The organism is Sphingobium xanthum (genome assembly GCF_019737615.1).
Lineage (GTDB): Bacteria > Pseudomonadota > Alphaproteobacteria > Sphingomonadales > Sphingomonadaceae > Sphingobium > Sphingobium xanthum.
Genome location: NZ_JAHKKS010000001.1, coordinates 625,643 through 647,222, shown reverse-complemented (window position 1 = coordinate 647,222; position 21,580 = coordinate 625,643). Strand labels below are relative to the sequence as shown.

Sequence of the window (21,580 nt, the reverse complement as noted above, 5' to 3'; positions counted from 1 at the left end):
AGCATGAGGCGGCCGCCGCGATCATGCGCGCGATCGAGACGGTCCTCGCCGAGCCGAAGCTGCGCACCGCCGACCTCAAAGGCTCGGCCGGCACGGTCGAATGCGGCAAGGCGGTCGCCGACGCGCTGAGCTGAAATTTGTCGTCAGATGCGAAGCGGGTTCACGCCTGACCTTGGCTGATGCTCGACACCGCAGCGGCATATTCTGCCGCCTCGTCCGGCAAATTGACCCGCCCGTTCGCACAAGGCAGCCAAGACAGCGCTTTCTGTCCCGCGACGCGCCCTAGGCTCGCGCCATCATCAATGACGCGAGTCTGCACGGCGATGGCGACCTCGAACCGATCCCTGCTTGAAATGGACCGGGATCACCTCATCCACCCGGTCACGTCCTTTCGCGCGCACGAGGAACGTGGCGCGACGATCCTCCACAGTGCCAAGGGCATGTGGGTAACGGATATCGACAATAATACCGTTCTGGATGCCTTTGCCGGCCTTTGGTGTGTCAATATCGGTTTTGGCCAGGAAAGCGTCGTCGAGGTCGCCGCCGAGCAGATGCGCCGGCTGCCTTATGCCACAGGCTATTTCCATTTCGGCAGCGAGCCGGCGATCCGCCTCGCCGAAAAGCTCGTCGCGATCAGCCCCGAAGGCCTCGATCATGTCTTCTTCACGCTGGGCGGCTCGGACGCCGTCGACAGCGCCATTCGCTACATCACGCATTATTGGAACGCTGTCGGCCGTCCGACCAAAAAGCACTATATCGCGCTGGAGCGCGGTTATCACGGATCGAGCACGACCGGATCGGGACTGACGGCCCTGCCGAACTTCCATCGAAATTTCGATGTTCCGCTCCCGTGGCAGCATTATATCCCGTCACCCTATGCCTACCGCAGCGATTGCCTCGACGATGCATCTCTCATCGCGGCCTCGGTCTCCCAGCTCAGGGCGAAAATAGACGAACTTGGAGCCGACAATGTCGGCGCTTTCTTCTGCGAGCCCATTCAGGGGTCCGGCGGCGTCATCGTGCCTCCAAAGGGGTGGTTGCGGGCGATGCGGGACGTCTGCACCGAGCTGGACATCCTCTTCGTGGCGGACGAAGTGATTACTGGTTTCGGCCGGACCGGCCCCATGTTCGCATGTGAAGACGAAGGCGTATCGCCCGATCTGATGACGCTCGCAAAGGGCCTGACCGCCGGCTACGCACCGATGGGCGCGCTTCTGATGTCCGACAAGGTCTATCAGGGAATTGCGGATGGCGCGGCACCGGACCTGGCGATCGGGCACGGCCTCACCTATTCCGGCCACCCCGTCAGCGCCGCCGTCGCTCTGGAAGTGTTGCGGCTCTATGGCGAAGGCGGCGTTCTCGCCAATGGGCAGAGGGTCGGCCAGCGCTTCGCGCAGGGTCTGGCGGATATGGCCAGCCATCCGATGGTGGGGGACACGCGAGGCCGCGGGATGCTCGGCGCCATCGAGCTTGTCGCCGACAAGGAGAGCAAGGCGCGGTTCGATCCCGGACTCGGCCTGCCGGATCGCCTGTTTGCGGCGGGCTACAGGAATGGCGTCATCTTCCGGGCGTTCGGCGACAACATCATCGGCCTTGCACCAGCCCTCTGTTGTTCCGAGGATGAGATGGATATGATCTTTTCCAGGATCACGAAGGCGCTGGACGACCTTTTGAGCGAACCGGACATCCGGCAGGCTCTGGGCTGAGGCGGGCGAGGCGGCTTATGACTTTGGGGCTCAGGCTCGATCGGATCGATCTGAAGATATTGGCCCAGCTCCAGCAGACGGGCCGCATGACCAATGTCGAGCTTGCCGATGCCGTGGGCCTCTCGCCGAGCCCCTGCCTCACCCGCGTGAAGCGCCTTGAAAAGGCGGGATTCATTTCCGGCTACAGCGCACAGATCAACCTCGACAAGCTGGGCGAAGTCCTCACCGTGTTCACGGAAGTCACCCTGACCGAGCACCGATCGGGCGACTTCTCGCGCTTCGAGCAGAAAATCAGGAAGATGGATGAGATCGTGGAGTGCCATCTGGTGAGTGGCGGCTACGACTATCTGCTCAAGTTCGTCACGAGAGGCGTCAGCCACTACCAGTCGATCATCGAGAGCATGCTGGAGGGCGACTACGGCATCGAAAAATATTTCAGCTACGTCGTCATCAAATCACCGTTCATCAAGCACCACTATCCGATTACGCGCTTGTTCGGCGAGCAGGTCTGAGACGCCATGGCTTCCGCGCTGGACATCGAAGATCTCATCTCCCCGCTGGTCGCATTCCGGCAGGACATTCACGCACATCCCGAACTCGGTTTCCAGGAAAGGCGAACCGCGCAGCGCATCGCGGCCGAGTTGCGCGCGATCGGTCTCGAAGTGCATGAGGCCATTGGCGGCACCGGTGTCGTCGCCGTCCTTCGCAACGGTGGATCGACACGCTCCATCGGCCTGCGCGCCGACATGGACGCCCTGTCGATCCAGGAACAGACCAATCTCCCTTATGCCAGCCGGACAGACGGCGTTTTCCACGGCTGCGGCCATGATGGCCATGTCGCGATGCTGCTGGGAGCGGCCCAGCACCTCGCCAGGACGCTGTCGTTCGACGGAACCGTCAATTTCATTTTCCAGCCTGCCGAGGAAGGCCTGGGCGGCGCGAGGGAAATGATCCGGGAAGGGCTTTTCGAACGTTTCCCCTGCGATCGCATCTTTGCTCTTCACAACTGGCCGGATCTGCCGGCCGGCACGATCGCGACGCGGCCCGGCCCCATCATGGGCGCCGCCGACAAGTTCGAGATCACGCTGTCCGGCAAGGGCGGCCACGCCGCCATTCCCCACAATACGCCCGATGCGCTGCTTGCCGCCTCCGCGCTGGTGACGCAGCTCAACAGCATCGTGTCGCGAAACATTCCGGCCATGTCGTCGGCCGTCCTGTCGGTCACCCAGATGCATGGCGGCAATGCGCATAACGTGATCCCGGCTCAGGCTTGGGTCGTGGGGACGGTCCGCACCTTCGATCCGGACGTGCAGGACGTCATCGAAACGCGACTGCGCGAGATTTCGAAGGGTGTCGCCCTGTCCTTCGGCGTTGGCGTCGAAGTCGACTATGACCGCTACTATCCCGCGACGATCAACGATGCCGATGCCGCCCATGAGGCCCTCGATGTCGCGCGATCGGTCGGGACCGCGCTTCTGGCGCCCGAGCCGGCGTTCACCTCGGAAGATTTCGCGTTCATGCTGCAGGCCTGCAAGGGCGCCTATCTCTGGCTTGGTCAGGGACGCGACGGCCATTCCGTCCCGCTTCACAATCCGGGCTACGATTTCAACGATGACGTGTTGGCCACGGGCATTCGGCTCCATGTGGCCCTCGTCGAAAAGCTTCTCGCCGCCTAGCTTCTCGCCACGCACGAAATCATGTCGCAACAAGGCCGAAAACGACCCGGCCTCGCGGGCGCATGCCCTCTTTTCGAGCGCAAATGCCGCGACCGGCTCCTAGATTTTCGAGCATCGAAGATGATCGGAGATTTTCATGCTTGTCGGTGTTCCCAGGGAAATCAAGGTACATGAATATCGCGTCGGACTGACTCCGGGCTCGGCCCGCGAGCTGGTCGCGGCAGGCCATCAGGTTCTCGTCGAGACGGGCGCCGGTTCGGGCATCGGGATGGACGATGACGCCTATATGCGGGTTGGCGCGGCCATCGCGGCGACCGCGGCGGACGTGTTCGCCCGTGCCGACATGATCGTGAAAGTCAAGGAACCGCAGCCCTCCGAATGGGTGATGCTGCGGCCCGATCAAATTCTCTTCACCTATCTCCATCTTGCGCCGGATCCCGAGCAGGCGCGCGGATTGATGCGCTCCGGCTGCACCGCGATCGCTTATGAGACGATTGTCGACGAGCGCGGGGGTCTTCCCTTGCTTGCGCCCATGAGCGAGGTGGCCGGGCGCCTGTCCATCGAAGCGGCCGGCGCGGCATTGCGGCGCCATGCCGGCGGGCCGGGTATCCTTCTGGGCGGCGTTCCGGGGGTCTCCGCCTCGCGCGTCGTCGTGATCGGCGGCGGCGTGGTCGGCACGCACGCCGCGCGCATGGCCATCGGCCTGGGCGCTGACGTTTCCATCATAGACGCATCCCTCCCCCGCCTCCGCCAACTCGACGAACTATTTGGCGGGCGCGTGCGCACACGGCTGTCCACGATGGACGCCATTGAGGAGGAAATCAGCGAGGCGGACGCCACAATTGGGGCGGTGCTGATACCCGGCAAGGCAGCCCCCAAGCTGGTCACCAGGAAGATGCTGGGGCTGATGAAGAGGCATGCGGTATTGATCGACGTCGCAATCGATCAAGGCGGGTGCTTCGAGACATCGAGGCCAACGACGCACGATGAGCCGACCTTCATTGTCGACGAGATCATCCATTACTGCGTGGCCAACATGCCCGGAGCTGTTCCCAGAACGTCGAGCTACGCCCTCAACAACGCAACGCTGCCCTACGCCCTTGCCCTCGCAAATGATGGTCTGGGCGCCCTGGAGCGAAGCCCAGGGTTCAAGGAAGGGCTCAACATCCATCGCGGCGCGATCGCAAATATGTCGGTTGCGCAGAGCCTTGGCGACTTCGATCAACACGAACTCGTTCACTAGGCGCGGTGCGGCGGCAGATTCCGTCGCAGGACGAAATACGTTCAGATCTGCCGCCCTCAAGCCGAGTGCAACATAAAACGCCGATGTGTCGCCATAGCCTGCGTTACCACAGAACACAGAAACCTCAGGCATTGAAGGAGTTGACGAATGGGACTGAAGAGCATTTCCCTCGGCACGGCGCTGTTCGCCACTCTTGCTGTGCCGCTAGTCGCGGTTGAGGCGCACGGCATCTGGTTTGCTTCCCGCGCCAAGCAGATCGCCATCATCTACGGCGTCGGCGCGGACGACCTGGAATCCGTCAAGCGTCTGCCGCTGATGCAGAACATCACCGGCTATGATGCCGACTACCATCCGATCAAGGCGACGCCGCGCGTGGCGGGTCCGCTCGTGCTGGTCGATACGGACTCACAGCCGACGCTGGTCGCGGCGGAGATGCCATATGGTATCTGGTCGCGCACGGGCGATGGGGAGTTCGAGAAAAAGACGCTTGAGGAGATGCCCAATGCGACGGTGTCGACAAAAAACGTCAAATACGCGCTTGCGATCCTGAGACCGCTGTCGAAACCGATCCCGGCGCTGCCCAACCAGGCGCTCCAGATCGTGCCGGACGGCCCTATTCCAGAGAAGCTCGGCATGCCGCTGCGCTACAAGGTGCTCTACCAGGGTAAGCCGCAGGCGGGCGTTCGAATGATCAATGACATGGTCAACGATCCTGACGCGAAGGAACAGGAGACCGGTCCGGATGGCACTCTGACCATGCCGGTCCGCAATCAGGGCCTCAACATCATCCGCGCGGTCTATATCAGCTCAAGCGATCAGCCCAAGCTCTACAAGCAGATCGAACATACCGCGACGCTCGCATTCACCCTCGCCCATCTGCCGGAATGAGCGTCAGGCCAACGGAGTTCCAGTTCATGAAAAAGACACTCGCCTTTCTGCTTGGCCTGTCGGCGGTGACCGGCCTGTCAACAACTGCCCTCGCGCATGGCACGACCAAGCCGCAACATGGCGGCATCGTGCAGATGAACGGCGAGACGCTGTTCGAGATCGTGACCGCACCGGCCGGCGTCTCGCTTTATGTCATCGATGAGGATGATCCCGTGAACGCCGCAGCCATGACGGCAAAGCTGAGCGTTACCGCGGGAGGCAAGAAGACCGAAGTGGCCATGTTGCCCCTCAAGGGCAACCAGTTCTTCGCCAAAGGTCTCCGGGTTGCCAAGGGCGCCAACATCGGTGTGCTCGTCGTCGATAAAGCGAGCGGCACCCGATACGGAACGACCTTCGTCATCAAATAGTCTCCCCCTCGGCCGTCGGCGTCAAGCCGGCGGCCGCCCCGCATTTGAAGGGTCTTTCCGATGACCTGTCGCAGTGTTTTGCGAGTGCCCCTTCAAGCGGGCCTCTTGGTCGTGGCTATGCTTGTGTTCGCGGGGGATGCGCTCGCCCATGGCGTGGCCGAGGGCGACAAGGCGTTCATCCAGGCAAATCCCGGAATCAACGTCATCCCCTATCTGTATCTCGGCGCCAAGCACATGGTGACCGGTTACGATCATCTCCTGTTCCTATTCGGCGTGATCTTCTTTCTGTATCGCCTGAAGGACGTCTGGACCTATGTCACCCTTTTCGCGATCGGCCACAGCACGACGTTGCTGGCCGGGGTAATGTTCAACATTCACGCCAATCCGTTCATCATCGACGCGATCATCGGCTTGTCCGTCGTCTATAAAGCGCTCGACAATCTGGGCGCATTTCCGACCTTGTTCGGCAGACAGCCAAACCAGAAAGGCGCGGTGCTGATCTTCGGATTCTTCCATGGGTTCGGCCTGGCCACGAAGCTCCAGGACCTGATTGCATCGCGCGATGGCCTGCTGGTCAATCTGGTCAGCTTCAACATCGGGGTCGAAGCGGGGCAAGTGATCGCGCTCAGCATCATCCTCATTCTGATGACGTTCTGGCGCCAGACACCGAGCTTCAACCGCAGCGTCCTTGTCGCCAACGGCCTGCTGATGTGCGCCGGCTTCATCCTCATCGGCTACCAGATGGCCGGCTATTTCACGGAGCAAGGACTATGAACGCTTCTGCCACAGTTCTTCCCTATCGGGCATCGCCGCGCGCCCTCGCGCGGGCCTCGGCGGTCGCGGCGATCGGCGCCGTGGCAATCCTGACTCTGTTCGTTCTTCCCGCAGAGTGGGGAATCGACCCTACGGGCGTCGGCAAGGCCCTTGGACTTACAGGCATGGCAAGTGGCGATGAAGAAGGCGGTGTAGACACTCTCGACGAAGCGGCGACCACCTCCCCGGCCGCGACAGCCATTCAGATTGCTCCACAGGTCAAGGAAAATATCGAAGCAAAGACGGCGATGCGCTCTGACGAGAAAAGTCTCACGCTGCAGCCCCATACCGGCATCGAGGTCAAAGCCCATATGATGAAGGGCGACCATCTCATCTTCCGATGGAACTCGAGCGCTCCGATCCGCATGGACATGCATGGCGAGCCCAAGGGCGGCAAGAACGGCGAGTTCTCGACCTATTGGAAACAGAAAAACATGATGGAGGCGCAGGGCTCATTCACGGCGCCGTTCGAGGGGACGCATGGCTGGTACTGGCGCAATGGCAGCGAAACGCCTGTGACCATCACGCTCAAGACTTCCGGTTTCTATAAGGACCTTTTCGAACCGCCTGTCGAATGACGGAAGTTCAGGTCTCTTCAACAGCGAGTGTCCGATGCAACAGATGATCGATCTTTCCGCCGGCAATGAGGCCCGAATGCCATCCTTTGTCGATCTAGGTGCCTTCCTGGCAGAACGTCTCGGTGCGTTGCGGGACTTGCCGCAGGGCGGGCAGAGCTTTCTGCAACGCCGGGTAGCGCTGCAGGCAGCCGATCGAACATCACCAGTCGGTGCGATTTTGCTGACACACGAATATGGCCATGTCCCTGCCATGCCCGCGGACGAGTTCGTTTTGGTCGTGCAGGGTCGCGTCGAGTTCGTAACCAAAAATGGAACTGTGACGCTTGAAGACGGGGATGCTGCGGTCCTGCCTATGGGTTGCGCATTCGACTGGAAGGCAGAAAATGAAGCGCAGCTTCTCTTCATGCGATATCCTGGGAGCACGGCATCGGATACGCCGATCACACCGCTCAGCAAAGCGCCCGAATTTCTGCCATCCGCCAAACCTGCAGCCGATATACTCGTGGGCCCGGCACCCGAATGCTCCAATCACAACGACTACCGGGTCGATGACGGCCGCTTCGTCTGTGGCACCTGGACATCGACAGCCTATCATCGCCACGGCTTTCGCTACGGCCATTATGAGATCATGTATCTCCTGGCCGGATCGGTCACTCTGACCGACGAGACCGGCCGCAGCCAGACGTTCGCGAAAGGTGACATCGTTCTTGCTGAGGAGGGAGCGCATTGCGCCTGGCAGAGCCGCGAGGACGTGACCAAGCTCTTCGCCATCTATCGTGTTTGAAGCACATGCTCGGAATATAGATCCAGCTTAGCTCATCGGTTTGCCCTGTACGAGACCAGCGACAAGTTCCTTCGCAGGCGGTGATCGAAAGACTTGGCGGCTGTCTTACACGCTGCGCTGGTTGACCGCGCCCGGCGCATCAAACTCCACGATGACCCCAGTTTTGAGATCGAGGCGATGCTCGGCTAGTCCTTGAATCGTCTTCTTGGAATGTCCAAAAGACATGGTTGGCGCCAGCTTTCGTGCCTGTTGGTAGTTTTGTTGGTATGCCTCCGTCCAAACGAGCAGCGTTTACGCTCCTCAGGGCAGCGGCACGACCGCCAGACGCGCGGACTGATAGGAGCCGAGCCAGAGAGCGCCATCGACCAGCGCTGCGGCCGACAGCCCGTTGAACCGCGGGCGCGGCGTGCCATAGGCGATCGTGCGGATGCGGTTTTGCGCGCGGTCCAGTTCGCCCACGATCCATCCGCGATGGCAAACCATCGGATCGGCAATCCCGTCGATCACGCGGCGCAGACCACCGCAGGCCGGTTCGTCATGACGCATGCCGGCGAGCAGCAGGCGTCCGCCGGTCCAGTGGATATTGTCCGGCATGAAATCGGGCGCCTCGATCCGCGAGACCGGGCGCTTGGTGTCGGCGCGGTCGAAGGTAATGACGGCATGCCAGCCGAAAGCGACGACGTGGAAATGGCGATCGTCCGGATCGGTCTCCAGCCCGTTGTTTCCGGGCAGTTCCGTGCCGGGAAGCAGCGTGAACGACGCATCGCCCGGGCGCCATTGCCAGACGGCGCCGGTCGCCCTGCCCTGCACGAAATCGGCAATGGTCGTCCCCGGCCGCGTCAGCACGGTCGTCAGGATCGTTCCGTCCGAAAAGCTCGCAACACTGTTGGCGACCTGGCCCTCCGGCATCGGGAGGCAACCCCGCCAGGTCAGATGCGGCAGGCCCGACCGCATCGCGACATCGAAGATCTCGATCGACTCGCGGCCGCCATGATTGACGACCAGCAACCGCCAGCGCCCCAGCCCCGCCTGCCGAATGGAGAGCCCGCGCGCGTTGAACAGGGCCGGATCAAGACGGCCCTGGCAGTGCGGGAAGTCATGCGCGTCCGGATCGATCTGATCGACGGTACCGCGATACCAGAGCGCGAATGTCCGGCTCTTCGTATCGACGAGCTTGAGTCCCGCGCCTGTCGAAAAGCCGCTGGCGATCAGCCATTTGGTGCCTTCCATGGCGACGACATCTTCAGGCTTTTCGGCTCCGCAGACATAAGAAAGCTCCTCGTCCGGGATGCACGGATCGATCGCAGCCGCGCCCGAATCCGCTGTGCTGGCGAGCGCAGCCGCAAGCAGGGCCGAAATCATGATCAGTCGCGCGGGCGGGCGTCGCGCGGGCGCTCGCCCGCGACCGGCGCGCCGAAACGCATCATGTCGGCAAAGTGCGGCCAGTCTATCGCCCGGCTCTCGAGGCCCAGCGACATGAGACGCGGCGCGTCTGCGTTGAACATCGGCCACGCCCCTTCTTGCGGGCTGACCGGCTTGCCGTCCTGCGCGAAGGAAATCAGCGCATCGGACATGGTCCGCTCGAGCGCGACATCGCCCGGTTCCCAGTTGCGCGTCGTGCGGAACAGGTTGAAGGCGTCGCGGGTGCGCAGCCAATAGGGAATGTCGCCGCTATGATAGGCGCCCACGGTCGCCGGATCATGATCGTTGAAGGTGATGCCAGGCGCATAAGGCTGGCGGCGCGTGAAGAAGAAAGCATAGGCTGGCGCGGTGCCGTTGCGCTGCTGATAGCGTGCCCATTCTGCCGTCTGGCGCCCCACCGTGGCGTCACGCGCGATATCGGCTGCCGCGCGCGCCGGATCGGTGCCCGCATAGGCCGCCAAGATCGCATCCGCTTGGTCGGGAAAGCGCTCGCGCACCGCCGCTTGCAGGTAGGCCGACGATCGGATCGCGCCGAACGGCCGGAAACTCTCGTCCCGCGTATAGCCGATCAATACCGGGACGTCGCTGTGCTGCCGCCGTTCGAAAATCTGCTCGGCCGTCCCCGTCAACACATGCCCGTCCAGCACTGTCGGATCGCGGCGCGTCGTCGCGGCGATCAGGCGGTCGCCCGGCACTTCGCGCAGCGCCTGCAGCGAGGCGACGCCCAGTTCCTTCTGCAGGGCAAGCCCCTGCCCTTCCGCCTGCGCCAGCGGCGCCGGGCCGAGCATGCCGCCGAAGGCACTGCCGCTCATTCCGACTGCACGGGCGAAAAGTCCTTTGGCGAGCGGACTGATCTGCAGCAGCGAGACCGACATCGACCCCGCCGACTGGCCGACGATCGTCACATTAGCGGGATCGCCGCCGAATTTGGCGATGTTGCGACGGATCCACTGGAGCGCGGCAATCTGGTCCATCAGGCCATAATTGCCCGAACCGCCATAGCCAGATTCGCGCGTCAGATCGGGATGCGCGAGAAAACCCAGCGGCCCGACGCGATAGGCAATGTTGATGCGCACCACGCCGGCGCTGGCCAGCGGCTCGCCGGAATAGTTCGCCATGCTCGCCGAGCCGATGTTGAAACCGCCGCCGTAGATCCAGACGATGACCGGCGCCTTGCGGGCCTTCGCAGGCGCCCAGATGTTCAGATAGAGGCAGTCCTCGCTGGTCGCTTCCTCGCCGAAATAATGGTTCTGGCCGGCACTGCGCAGCGGCTGGAGGCATTCGGGCGCATAGCGATCTGCGTGCAGCGTGCCGGACCAGCGCTCGACCGGCGCGGGCGGGCGCCAGCGCAGGTTGCGGACCGGCGGCGCAGCAAAGGGCACACCGAGCCATGCCTTGACGCCGGAGGGCAAAGCGCGCCCATCGATCGATCCGCCATCGACGGCGATGGCCTGTCCAGACGCTGCTGTGCCGAGCGTGAGAAGCGCGGCGGAGAGCAGCGTTCCGCCGATACTCAATGCCGCCCGCCTCATGGCCGCGGCACGCCGAGCTTGTCGTGAAAGAAATCGAAGGTCGCATTGGTTGCGCGGAGCGTGGCGTCGCGTGTCGCGGCAGGAGTTGCCCCGATGAAGCTGTGATCGACGCCGGCGATATAGATGCTCTCGACGGACACACCGGCCTTGCGCAGCGCAGCCTCGCCGATCCGCGACTGGGCAACGGGGACGACCTTGTCCTCTTCGCCGTGGATCAGGAGGAACGGTGGATCCTGACTGTCGATATAGCTGACCGGGCTGACGGACCTGATCTTGTCGTCCGGGCAGGTTTCCGCGCAGCCGAGTAGGCGCTTGCCGGCGCTGTTGCCGTCCGGCGCGGCCGTCATGCCGGCGAAGTCGAAGACGCCGTACCAGGTCACGGCCGCCTGCACACACCCGTCCTCTCCTGCCGCTGGATCGAGCGTCGTGTTGCGGCAGGTGGTCGCGGTGAGCGCGGTGAGATGCCCGCCCGCCGATCCGCCCCAGACGCCAACGCGCTTGGGATCGATGTGATATTCCCCGGCATGGGCACGCAGAAAGCGCAGGGCGGCATTCGAATCCTGGAGTTGCGCGGGGAAGGCCGCTTCACCCGACAGCCGATATTCGAGGCTCGCGACGACAAAGCCCTCGGCCGCGAGGGCAGCCAGCACTTTCGGGAAATCAGCGAGCGCGCCCGAATGGCGCGTATGGCCGCCCATCCAGCCGCCGCCGTGGATATAGAGGATCAGCGGGTGCGGCCCGGGCTTGGCGGGCACATAGACGTCGACGATCTGCGGCCGATAGCCGGGCAGCGTCTGATAGACGACATCGCGCCAGGCCTTGACCCCATTCGCGAAGGTGACCGGCGGGTTGGGCAAATGATCGGTGAGCACCGGCGCGTCCGCGACCGGGAAATCGCGTTTCCCGACCTGTTGTGCTGACGCGCCGACACCTGTCGCGACAAGAAGGGTCAATGTCGAAACGCACAGGCTCGCCTTTGCGAGTCTCCTCATGGCACTCTCTCCTCAGTCCAGAAATTCCGGCTTATGTCTTGCCTGGGCCGCGAGACGGATCGGCGCGTTGACGGCGCCATAGCCCTCATATCCGCGCCGCTCGACGATCTCGAAGAACACCCGCCGCGCGAAAGCCCGGCTGTAGAACTGGAAATATTCGGCCTCACCGTCGCGATCGTAGAGGATGTCCAGCGCGGCCATGCGCTCGATGAGCGCCGGATCGAGGTCCCAGCGGGCTTCGAGGTCGTCATAATAATTGCGCGGGATGGCGAGGCGCGGAAGACCGGCAGCCTGCGACGCTTCGGCGACGCCGAAGACGTCCGTGGTCGAGAAGGCGATGTGCTGAACACCCGCGCCGAAATAATTCTGGATGAAGCGCGAGGAGAGCGATTGCGCGGCCAGTGAGCCGTTGAGCGTGATCCGCATCCGTCGGCCCGGCGTCTCGACCGCCTGGCTTTGTACGAGACCCATCGGATCGGCGATTTCGAGCTGCGGCGTCTTTCGAACCTCGAACAGCCCCACATAGAAGAGGAGCCAGCTCAGAAATTCCTCATATTGCATCGTCTGCGCGATGTGATCGATCTCGCCGAGCAGGGCTGCATCGCCCTCCTCTTCGAGCGCATGCGGAAACTCATGCGCCCACATCGCCTCGCGCGTGGCGCCATCGACGAAATAGACGAGACTGCCTCCAACGCCGCGCACGCTCGGGATCGGCCATTCGCCCGGGGCTACCGCCTGCTCGAACCGGGGAATGTGCAGGCTGTCCGCCCGCGCCAGCGCATCCTCGACATTATCGACGGCGACGCCGATCGCGCAGACGGACGCGCCGTGGACGCTGTCGAAGCTGTGCGCCAGCCCTTCCGGCTCGCAATTGACCACGATGTTGATTGCGCCCTGCTGCCAGCGCGTCACGTCCTTGGAGCGATGCCGCGCGACGGGCCGGAAGCCGAGCGGTCGGAGCATCGGCTCGAGTTCCTCCGCCTCGTCCGGGCTGGCCGCGAACTCGATGAACTCGACGCCGAGCGGCGCGATGGCTGGCGGCATGCCGGTTGCCACGCCGGAGGGTTTCGAGATGCCGCCCTCCAGGATACGCAGCGACCGATAGCCATCGACCGCCACGCTCGACGCCGAACCGGCCCGGAAGCGGTCGTTGAAGATTTCGAGGCTCCAATAGCCTTCGTAACCTATCTTACGGATGGCGCCCGCCCAGTCGTCGAGCGGGAAATCGCCCTGCCCCGGCATCGCGCGGAAGTGTCGGCTCCAGCCGAGATAATCCATGTCCAGCAGCGGCGCGTCGGCCACCTGCACGATGAAGAGCTTTTCCGGCCGGATGTCGCCGATGCTGCTCGACGGGATACGCCGGGCGAGCGAATGGAAACTGTCGAGCACGAGGCCGATGGCGGGATGATCGACGTCGCGCACGAGGCCCCAGGCGTCGCGATGGTCGTTCACATGGCGCCCCCAGGCGAGCGCTTCATAGCCGATGCGGAGACCCCGGCGGCCGGCACGTTCCCCCGCTTCCGCGAGGTCGGCGATGATCCGGTCGCGATCACCCTCCGCAAGCGGCGAACAGCTCGAGCAGACCAGCAGAAGGTCCGTGCCGAGTTCCTCCATCACGTCGAACTTGCGCTCGAGCCGGTCGAAGGCGCGGGCACGCTGCGCATCCGGAAGCCCTTCCAGATCCCGGAATGGCTGGAACATTGTGCAAACGAGGCCGAGGTCGTTCATCAGCGCCGCGATCTCGCGCGCGCTCAGATGCGAGGACAACAGGTCATTCTCGAAAACCTCCGCGCCGTCGAAGCCGGCTGCGGCAATCGCCCGCAACTTGGCATCCAGCGATCCGCTGATCGACACGGTGGCGATCGACGTCTTCATTGACCTTCGCTCTCTCCGGACTCCTCCGGCTCTGTCATGCCGGCTCGTCGATGCGACCTAACACGACATCCGCATTGACAAAAGAAGAAATGTTAGGGACTAGTTCGTCACATTAATGGAAAACATGATCAGTGGAGAGAAAGAACCAGCGCAGCGGCCGTCCGGCGCCCGAAAGGGACGCAGGGATGCCGCGCATCTCCGCTAAAGACCGTGCCGCCATTTGCCGCTATCCAACGGACAAGCCGCGCCGCGAGGCGGGCCGTACCGACCGATCAAGCCAGGCAAGGACTCCATCAATGACCGGCACGACCAAGGCACCGCGCCGCTCCCATGCAGAAGCGCGCGAGCAAGCCGTCAATCAGATCATCGACATCGCGACGCAGGAGTTCGTGGAGAAAGGCCTTGCGGGTGCGCGGATCGACGAGATTGCGGGCCGGTCGACCAAGCGCAAAATCTATTATTATTTCGAAGGCAAGGACGAGCTCTACCGAGCGGTTCTGGAGCGTGCCTATCGGCGCGTGCGCGAGAGCGAGAGCAAGGTCGACATCGAGAGCGGCAGCGCCTCCGACGCGCTGCGCCGGCTGATCGAGCATGACGTCCATTATCACTCGGAACATCCCGAACTCGTGCGTCTCGTCATGAACGAGAACATCCACCGCGCCGAGCATCTCAAGCAGATCGACGATCTGCCGACGGGCAATCGCCGCGTCATCGGCTTGCTGGAAAGCATCATCCGGCGCGGCGAGGCGGAAGGCACGTTCCAGAGCGGGATCGACCCCATCGACCTGCACCTGAATATCTCTGCGCTGAGCTTCTACTACGTCTCCAACCAGTTCACGTTCGCCCACAATTTCGGGATCGACATGTCCAGCCCGGACGCCATCGCGCGCCGGGCAAAGCAGGTCGCCGACATCATATTGGCGTGGGTTTCCAAGGCGGACTGACTCGTCCCCGGGCCTGCGCCCGGCCGACCTCTCCGCATGACCACGCGCCAGGCAAAGAGGAGAGGATATGGCTGTTACCCCCGTCGGCACATCGAGCGCCGGACCCGATCGCTGGTCATCGCGCGGCTTTGCGATCGTCGCCTTGTGCTTCGCCATAAACATGGCGGACGGCATTGATGTCACCATCCTCTCGTTCATCGCGCCGCGCCTCCAGTCCGAATGGGGCCTGGGCGCAGCGACGATGGGCAATCTGTTCAGCGCGGGCCTGCTCGGCATGGCGATCGGCGGCATGTTCATCGCCCCGCTGGCCGATCGGTTCGGGCGGCGGCGGATCATCCTGACCGCCCTCGCCCTCATGTCGGCAGGCATGATCGCGAGCGGCTTCGTGACGTCCGTGACGCAATTCTTCCTGATGCGCGTCATCGTCGGCGCGGGGATCGGCACCGTTCTGGCGGCGATGGCGGCACTGGCGGCCGAATCCGCGCCGGCGGCACACCGCAATCTGGCGGTGGGCATGGTGCAGGCGGGTTATCCGTTCGCGGCGGTCTTCACCGGCATATCGGTCGTGCAACTGCTGCCGACTCATGGCTGGCAGGCGCTGCTGATCTATGCCGGCTGCATCACCGTCGTGCTCGGCCCCGCCGCCTGGTGGCTGCTTCCCAGAGCAACCGGACCGGCGACGCAGGACCTGCCCGAGGCAGGCAATGTACGCTCTCTGTTCAGCCCCGCCTTTCGCCGCCGGACTCTGCTCCTCTGGGGCGCCGTTTTCTTCGGCCTCATGGTCCTCTATTTCATCGTGAGCTGGATTCCGAAGCTGGCGATCGAAGCGGGCCTGTCCGAGACGAACGGCATTTACGCCGGCGCGCTCTACAATCTCGGCGCCTTCGTCGGCACGGCTTCGATGAGCTTCCTCGCCGTCAAGCTGCCGCTCGGCCGGCTCGTCCCCGCCATGCTCACCGGCGCCGCAGTCGCCATGATCGTCTTCGGCAGCGCCACCATGTCGATCGGCATGACACTGACCGTCGCGTTCCTCATCGGCGTCCTGCTGCAGGGCGGATATAACGGCGTGTGGCCGCTCGCGGCGTCTACCTACCCCGCCCAGTTCCGCGCGACCGGCATCGGCTGGGCGATCGGCATCGGCCGCAGCGGCGCGATCATCGGCCCGATGCTCGGCGGCTACCTGATGGCTGCGCAGGTTCCACTTCCGCTGCTTTTCCTCAGCTACTGCGTGCCACTGCTCGCTTGCGCGGCCTGCGTCCTGTTCGTGAATGCGCGATCCGATCGCAGAGCATAATTGACAGGAACTAGTTCGTAACATAAATGACTCACCGAGAGTCGGCCCCAAGGCCGGCCAATGGGGAGTGATGATCATGAAACTGAAAGGTGCGCGTTACGCGATGTCTGCCTCGCTGCTTGCGATCGCGATCGGCTGGGGCCTGCCCGGCTATGCACAGACCGCAGCGACAGAAGCCGAAGCCGAAACCCAGGATATCATCGTGACGGGGTCGCTCATCCAGCGACCGAATAACACCTCGGTCAGCCCGATCGTCACCCTCGGCGAGGCAGCGATCAAGGAAGCGGGCACCGCGAACCTCTCGGATGCGCTCAACCAGATCCCGAGCTTCACCGTCGGCGGCAACAGCGCGACGGGCGGACAGGGCACGGGCGGCCGCGCTTCCATCAACCTTCACGGCCTTGGCACGAACCGCAACCTCGTGCTGCTCGACGGCCGGCGCCTGCCCGCCTCCGACATCAACGGCAATGTCGATATCAACATCCTGCCGGACGCCATCATCAGCGGGATCGACACGATCACGGGCGGCGCATCAGCGGTCTATGGCTCGGACGCCATGTCCGGCGTGGTCAACTTCAAGACCATCCGCTCCTTCGACGGCATCAAGCTCGATCTCATGGATTCGTTCAGCGAGAAGGGCGACGCCAACAAGTTCAACGCCTCGCTCGCCATCGGGACGAACTTCGCGCAGGAACGCGGCCATCTGATCGCCGCTTTCACCTATTCCAAGCAGGACCCGGTGAACGGCAGCGCCCGCTCCTTCTTCAACGACAAGACACCGTCATCCTTCATCGGCACAGGCACCTTCGTGCCCAGCGCGACCAATGCGCCCAACGCCGCCGTCGTGCAGGGCCTTTTCACCAGCTATGGCGTCACCTCGACAGTCAGCAACCTGATCAATCTCGGCTTCAACAACGATGGCACCTTGTTCACGCAGAACGGTGCGCTGAACTACAAGGGCGCAACCAACAGCAATGGCTATCTGATCGTAGGCGGCAACGTCCGCATGCCGGTCGGCCAGCAGATCCAGTTCCTCAACTCGGTGAAGCGCAAGACGGCTTTCGTGAAGGCCGACTTCGACATCACGCCGACACTGAACATCTATTCGCAGTTCATGTACGTCGACCTCACCGTGAACACGGAAAGCGGCGGAAGCCTCACACAGTTCCCCACGCTGACCACGATCCCGACGACCAACCCGTTCATCCCGGCCAACCTGGGCACGATCCTGGCCTCCCGGCCCAATGCGACCGCGCCCTTCCTCTGGAACGCGCGCTATGTGGGCATTCCCGACAAGAACTGGGACGAGAATTTCCAGGTCCAGCAGTATCTGGCAGGCCTGAAGGGCGAAATCACGTCCGGCTGGTCGTTCGACGTTTTCACGTCCTACGACCAGTCTGTCCACGACCAGACCATGCATCACGCCGTGCTCAAGAGCCAGGTGCAGCGCCTGCTCAATGCAGCCGATGGCGGTGCTTCGCTATGTGCGGGCGGTTTCAATCCGTTCGGCGACAGCAATGCGCGCAACCTCTCCGACGCTTGCGAGGCCTTCATGACGAAGGATGCGCGCAGCCAGGAGCGCTTGTCCCAGACTCAGGTCCAGGGCCAGGTGAACGGCAGTCTGTTCGATCTGGGCGCCGGCCCCGTGCAACTCGCCGTGGTGGCCGCCTATCGCAAGAACACCTATTCCTTCTCGCCGGACGCCGACCTCATCGCGACCTCGGGCTTTGCGCCGGGTGGCAATATCGAGGGTGTCGTCAACACCCTGCCTGTCTCGAAAAAGTCGATTTCGGTCAAGGAACTGGCGGGTCAGATCGACATTCCGCTGCTCGCCGACAAGCCTTTCGTCCACGAGTTGGGCATCGGTGGCGCCGCGCGTGTCTCCGACTATTCGGTGAGCGGCTCGATCACCAGCTACGAGTTCGATGCCCGCTGGAGCCCCACTCCCAATCTGCTGTTCCGTGGCAGCTATCAGCGCGCTGTCCGTGCGCCGAATATCGGCGAGCTCTTCTCGCCGCCGCAGGGCAACCAGCTGGTGATCGGCACGCCGCCGGGATCGCTCGGTGATCCGTGCGACGTTCGCTCGACGGCGCGCACCGGCAGCAGCGGGGCGCAGGTCGCCACCCTGTGCGTGTCTCAGGGCGTTCCTTCGGCGGTCATCGGCAGCTACCAGTTCCCGACCACGGCGACGGGCCAGGTCGTCGCGGGCAACATCGGCCTGACACCGGAGCGCGCCACCACCTACAATCTCGGTTTCGTGTTCAACGCCCCGCGCGGCAGCGGCCTGCTGGGCGATTTCTCGATCTCGGTCGACTATTACAACATCAAGATCAAGGACGTGATCTCGGCCGTGCCGGGCCTCACCGTGCTGTCGAAGTGTTTCAATCTCGACGGCTCGAACCCGAGCTACTCTAATGCCAACAGCTATTGCTCGCTGATCTCGCGCGACACCTCGACCGGGCAAATTCTCAATGTCTCGACGCCATATCTGAACCTGGGCCAGCTCCAGACGAGCGGTGTCGAGGCGCAGGTCCACTGGGGCGTGCCGGCGGACTTCCTGGCCAGCAGCGGCAAGCTCTACATCGACACCGCGGTCGGCTGGCTGAACAGCTACAAGGTCCAGCTCCTGCCCGGTGCGGCGTTCCTCGACTATACCGGGGTGAGCGTCGGCGGTGCCGGTCCGGGCGCCGTCCCGCCGCGCGCCACGCCGGAATGGAAGGCGCTGACAACCTTCGGCTACCGCTCCGATGCGCTCGGCGTCGGCCTGCGCTGGCGCTACCAGAGCGGCATGAAAGACAACAGCTCCGTGCTGACGCCCAACACCGCCTCGGTCGGCGTCGGGGCCTATGCGACCTGGGATATGTTCGCCAACTACAAGCTGACGAACGCCGTCGAACTGCGCGGCGGCGTGACAAACCTGTTCAACAAGAGCCTCCCGTTTGTGGCCAGCTCGCAAAACGGTACGGACACGGCGCTCTACGATGCTATCGGCCGTTCATTCTACGTCGGCATCAAGGCCGGTTTCTGACTCTCCCCACCGGTGCCGCCTCGGCGGCACCGGAACCCTTTTGATTTGACAGTGACAACGCCATGATCCGTTCGGGCCTGATAGGTCGTTCCATCCTCTCCTCGCGATCTCCCTGGCTGCACGAGCAGGAAGCCCGGTCGCAGGGACTCGACCTGAGCTACGAGTTGTTCGACTTCAGCCAGCGCGATCTGCCCGACGATGCCCTGCCCGCCTTCCTGCGGCAGCTCTCGGCCGAGGGCTTTGCGGGCGTGAACATCACCTTTCCGTTCAAGCAGCAGGTAATCCCGATCCTCGACGAATTGTCCGAAGGGGCGGAGTTGGTCGGCGCGGTCAACACCGTCGCGATGCGGGATGGCGCGCTCATCGGCTTCAACACCGACATGGAAGGCTTCCGGGACAGCCTGACGATGGGCTTGCCCGATGTCCGGAAAGACCGCGTTCTGCTGATGGGCGCGGGCGGCGCCGGCGCCGCCGTGGCAAGCGCCCTGCTCTCATTGCCCATCGGATTCGTCGAAATCTGCGACGCGGACCCGGCCCGTGCCGAGAGCCTGGTCGCGCGGCTGGAAGCCCGGATCGGCAAGGGCCGCGTCGTCGCGCGACCGCTTGACGCGCTCTCCACCGACGATGTGGATGGCATCGTCAATGCGACTCCGATCGGCATGGCCGCGCATCCCGGCCTCCCCCTCCCGGCCGATCTCATCGACGCACGGCACTGGGTCGTGGACATCATCTACTTCCCGCTCGAGACCGAATTGCTGCGCATCGCGCGCGCCAAGGGCTGCCCGACGCTCAACGGCCGCGGTATGGTCATCGGCCAGGCGGCGCGCGCGTTCGAGATCATCACCGGCCGATCCGCCGATCAGGCGCGCATGGCCGAGAGCTTCCCGGCGGGCTGAAGAACCCGACCCGCACGGCGATTTCCATCGCAATCGCCTGTTCGTCGATCACCGTGCTGCTGTTCAACATCGGGTTGCGCCGCTATCAACGGGGCGAGGCGCCGTCATTGGGCGAATAAGACTGAGTCCCGTCCGGGCATGGTCACCGCGGACGAACTCAATACGCAATTCAGGCAATTGCTGCCCGGACGCCGCCATCTACAACGAACACCAACGGGGGTTGCATGTCGCGCTACGACCAGATCGGACAATTGGTTGAGCGGCGTGCCATGCTTCGGGGGTCGTTGGGCGCAGCAGCGCTTGTGGGACTTCAGGCCTGCGCCTCGGCGACGAAGCTTGCGCAAACCAGCGCGGCTCCCCCCCCGCCCCTTCCCGGCAAATCGATCTCGCTCGTTCCGCTGCGCGTCTCGCTCGATCAGCTGATCGACCTCAAATGCTGCCTTCGCCCGCTGCGCGCCGCCGGCCCCAATCTCGGCACGGAGATGGTCCGCGATACGCTCGTCGTGCATAATTATGGCCATGGCGGCAGCGGCTGGTCGCTCTCCTGGGGATCGGCCGATGTTGCACTCGGCAAAGCACTGACGGTCTTCCCCAAGGAAATCGCTGTCATCGGCTGCGGCATCATCGGCCTGACCACGGCCGTCCTCGCCCAGCAATATGGGCTCAAGGTCACCATCTACTCGCGCGATCCGATCCAGCGCTCGCGCTCCTTCCGGGCCAGCGGATCGTTCACGCCGAGTTCGCGCATCGCGCTCGCCGAGCCGGCCGGCCCCGCTTTCGGCGATCTGTGGGAGCAGATGGCGCGCTTCTCCTGGAAAGCGTTCCGCACCTGCCTCGGCCTGCCGGGCAAACCGGTCGAGTTCACCGAAAGCTACGGCCTCTCCGACACGCCGCCGCAGCGCCGCGTCTGGACGCCCGACCCGGCGATCACGGACAGCTATGCGACCAAGGGTACGCCGCTCCAGCACACCGAGTTCGCGCATCTCGACGAGCGCATCCGCGATATCGTGCCCCAGTCCGTGGCGCTCGCGCCCGAGGAAATACCGTTCAACGTCCCCTATGCGACCCGCACGTCGCAGATGCATTTCAACTTCTCCAGCTATGCGCACATGCTGCAGAGCGAGTTCTTCGGTCGCGGCGGACAATATGTGATGCGCGACTTCGCGACGCCGGCGCAGTTCGCCGATCTCAAGGAGAAGGTGGTGATCCACTGCACCGGCTATGCCGCGCGCGACCTGATCAACGACCAAACGGTCATTCCCGTGCGCGGCCAGACAGGCTGGCTCGTGCCGCAGCCGGAAGCCAATTATGGCGTGCGATACAAGAATGTCTCCGTGCTCTCGAAGGCCGACGGCGTCGTCGTGCAGAACAACAGCTCGACGCCGGAGCTCGGCGACATGCTGGGCGTCGGCAACAGCATGGAACTCGTCAACCGCGCCGATACAGAAGCCGCGCTGAAGATCATTGCGCCGGTCTTCGCACCGGCAGCGCGGCAGGCCTGA

Annotated in this window: 18 protein-coding genes; 14 read left to right on the top strand and 4 right to left on the bottom strand. The window is 63.5% G+C overall.

The genetic code is table 11. The features are described 5' to 3' along the window. Positions 1–323 precede the first annotated feature (323 nt). The 9 genes from KM135_RS03095 (at position 324) to KM135_RS03055 (ending at position 8,095) form a co-directional block, all read left to right on the top strand. Complete coding sequence (locus tag KM135_RS03095; RefSeq protein ID WP_221712488.1) at positions 324–1,706, top strand: aspartate aminotransferase family protein; 1,383 nt, start codon at positions 324–326, stop codon at positions 1,704–1,706. A gap of 17 nt (positions 1,707–1,723) precedes the next feature. After that, positions 1,724–2,218, top strand: coding sequence for an Lrp/AsnC family transcriptional regulator (locus KM135_RS03090; protein ID WP_221712487.1), 495 nt, complete (start codon positions 1,724–1,726; stop codon positions 2,216–2,218). A gap of 6 nt (positions 2,219–2,224) precedes the next feature. Further along, a complete protein-coding gene (locus KM135_RS03085; protein WP_221712486.1) occupies positions 2,225–3,382 on the top strand; it encodes a M20 aminoacylase family protein in 1,158 nt (385 codons plus the stop codon). Between the two features lie 136 nt (positions 3,383–3,518). Next, positions 3,519–4,625, top strand: coding sequence for an alanine dehydrogenase (ald, locus tag KM135_RS03080; RefSeq protein ID WP_221712485.1), 1,107 nt, complete (start codon positions 3,519–3,521; stop codon positions 4,623–4,625). 147 nt (positions 4,626–4,772) lie between these two features. After that, the gene (locus KM135_RS03075; RefSeq protein WP_221712484.1) at positions 4,773–5,513 is read left to right on the top strand and encodes a DUF4198 domain-containing protein; all 741 of its coding nucleotides are present in this window, start codon (positions 4,773–4,775) and stop codon (positions 5,511–5,513) included. A gap of 26 nt (positions 5,514–5,539) precedes the next feature. Next, positions 5,540–5,920 carry a hypothetical protein gene (locus KM135_RS03070; RefSeq protein WP_221712483.1) on the top strand — a complete coding sequence of 127 codons (381 nt, stop codon included), beginning with the start codon at positions 5,540–5,542 and terminating at the stop codon, positions 5,918–5,920. A 117-nt stretch (positions 5,921–6,037) separates the two neighbouring features. After that, positions 6,038–6,694 carry a HupE/UreJ family protein gene (locus KM135_RS03065; RefSeq protein ID WP_246605718.1) on the top strand — a complete coding sequence of 219 codons (657 nt, stop codon included), beginning with the start codon at positions 6,038–6,040 and terminating at the stop codon, positions 6,692–6,694. Then, positions 6,691–7,311: a hypothetical protein gene (locus KM135_RS03060; protein WP_221712481.1), complete on the top strand. Its 621-nt coding sequence runs from the start codon at positions 6,691–6,693 to the stop codon at positions 7,309–7,311. Before KM135_RS03065 ends, KM135_RS03060 begins: the two co-directional genes overlap by 4 nt. Before the next feature lie 34 nt (positions 7,312–7,345). Further along, entirely contained in the window at positions 7,346–8,095 is a 750-nt protein-coding gene (locus KM135_RS03055; RefSeq protein ID WP_221712480.1) for a cupin domain-containing protein, read from the top strand. A 300-nt stretch (positions 8,096–8,395) separates the two neighbouring features. On the opposite strand, the gene KM135_RS03050 is transcribed toward KM135_RS03055, so the two are convergent. The 4 genes from KM135_RS03050 to KM135_RS03035 are packed head-to-tail and all read right to left on the bottom strand — an operon-like array spanning position 8,396 to position 13,916. Further along, the gene (locus tag KM135_RS03050) at positions 8,396–9,457 is read right to left on the bottom strand and encodes a hypothetical protein (protein WP_221712479.1); all 1,062 of its coding nucleotides are present in this window, start codon (positions 9,455–9,457) and stop codon (positions 8,396–8,398) included. Between the two features lie 2 nt (positions 9,458–9,459). After that, positions 9,460–11,034, bottom strand: a complete 1,575-nt coding sequence (locus KM135_RS03045; protein WP_246605671.1) for a carboxylesterase/lipase family protein — start codon at positions 11,032–11,034, stop codon at positions 9,460–9,462. An 11-nt stretch (positions 11,035–11,045) separates the two neighbouring features. Further along, positions 11,046–12,041, bottom strand: coding sequence for an alpha/beta hydrolase (locus tag KM135_RS03040; protein ID WP_221712477.1), 996 nt, complete (start codon positions 12,039–12,041; stop codon positions 11,046–11,048). A gap of 12 nt (positions 12,042–12,053) precedes the next feature. After that, complete coding sequence (locus KM135_RS03035; protein WP_221712476.1) at positions 12,054–13,916, bottom strand: bifunctional sugar phosphate isomerase/epimerase/4-hydroxyphenylpyruvate dioxygenase family protein; 1,863 nt, start codon at positions 13,914–13,916, stop codon at positions 12,054–12,056. Positions 13,917–14,212: 296 nt separating this feature from the next. On the opposite strand from KM135_RS03035, the gene KM135_RS03030 reads away from it, so the two are divergent. From KM135_RS03030 to KM135_RS03010, 5 genes are all read left to right on the top strand, one after another. Beyond that, positions 14,213–14,860: a TetR/AcrR family transcriptional regulator gene (locus KM135_RS03030; protein ID WP_221712475.1), complete on the top strand. Its 648-nt coding sequence runs from the start codon at positions 14,213–14,215 to the stop codon at positions 14,858–14,860. 67 nt (positions 14,861–14,927) lie between these two features. Continuing rightward, positions 14,928–16,154 carry an MFS transporter gene (locus KM135_RS03025; RefSeq protein WP_221712473.1) on the top strand — a complete coding sequence of 409 codons (1,227 nt, stop codon included), beginning with the start codon at positions 14,928–14,930 and terminating at the stop codon, positions 16,152–16,154. A gap of 76 nt (positions 16,155–16,230) precedes the next feature. Further along, positions 16,231–19,182, top strand: coding sequence for a TonB-dependent receptor domain-containing protein (locus KM135_RS03020; RefSeq protein ID WP_246605670.1), 2,952 nt, complete (start codon positions 16,231–16,233; stop codon positions 19,180–19,182). A gap of 62 nt (positions 19,183–19,244) precedes the next feature. After that, positions 19,245–20,078: a shikimate dehydrogenase gene (gene aroE / locus KM135_RS03015; RefSeq protein WP_221712468.1), complete on the top strand. Its 834-nt coding sequence runs from the start codon at positions 19,245–19,247 to the stop codon at positions 20,076–20,078. A gap of 224 nt (positions 20,079–20,302) precedes the next feature. Beyond that, entirely contained in the window at positions 20,303–21,580 is a 1,278-nt protein-coding gene (locus KM135_RS03010; RefSeq protein WP_221712466.1) for an FAD-dependent oxidoreductase, read from the top strand.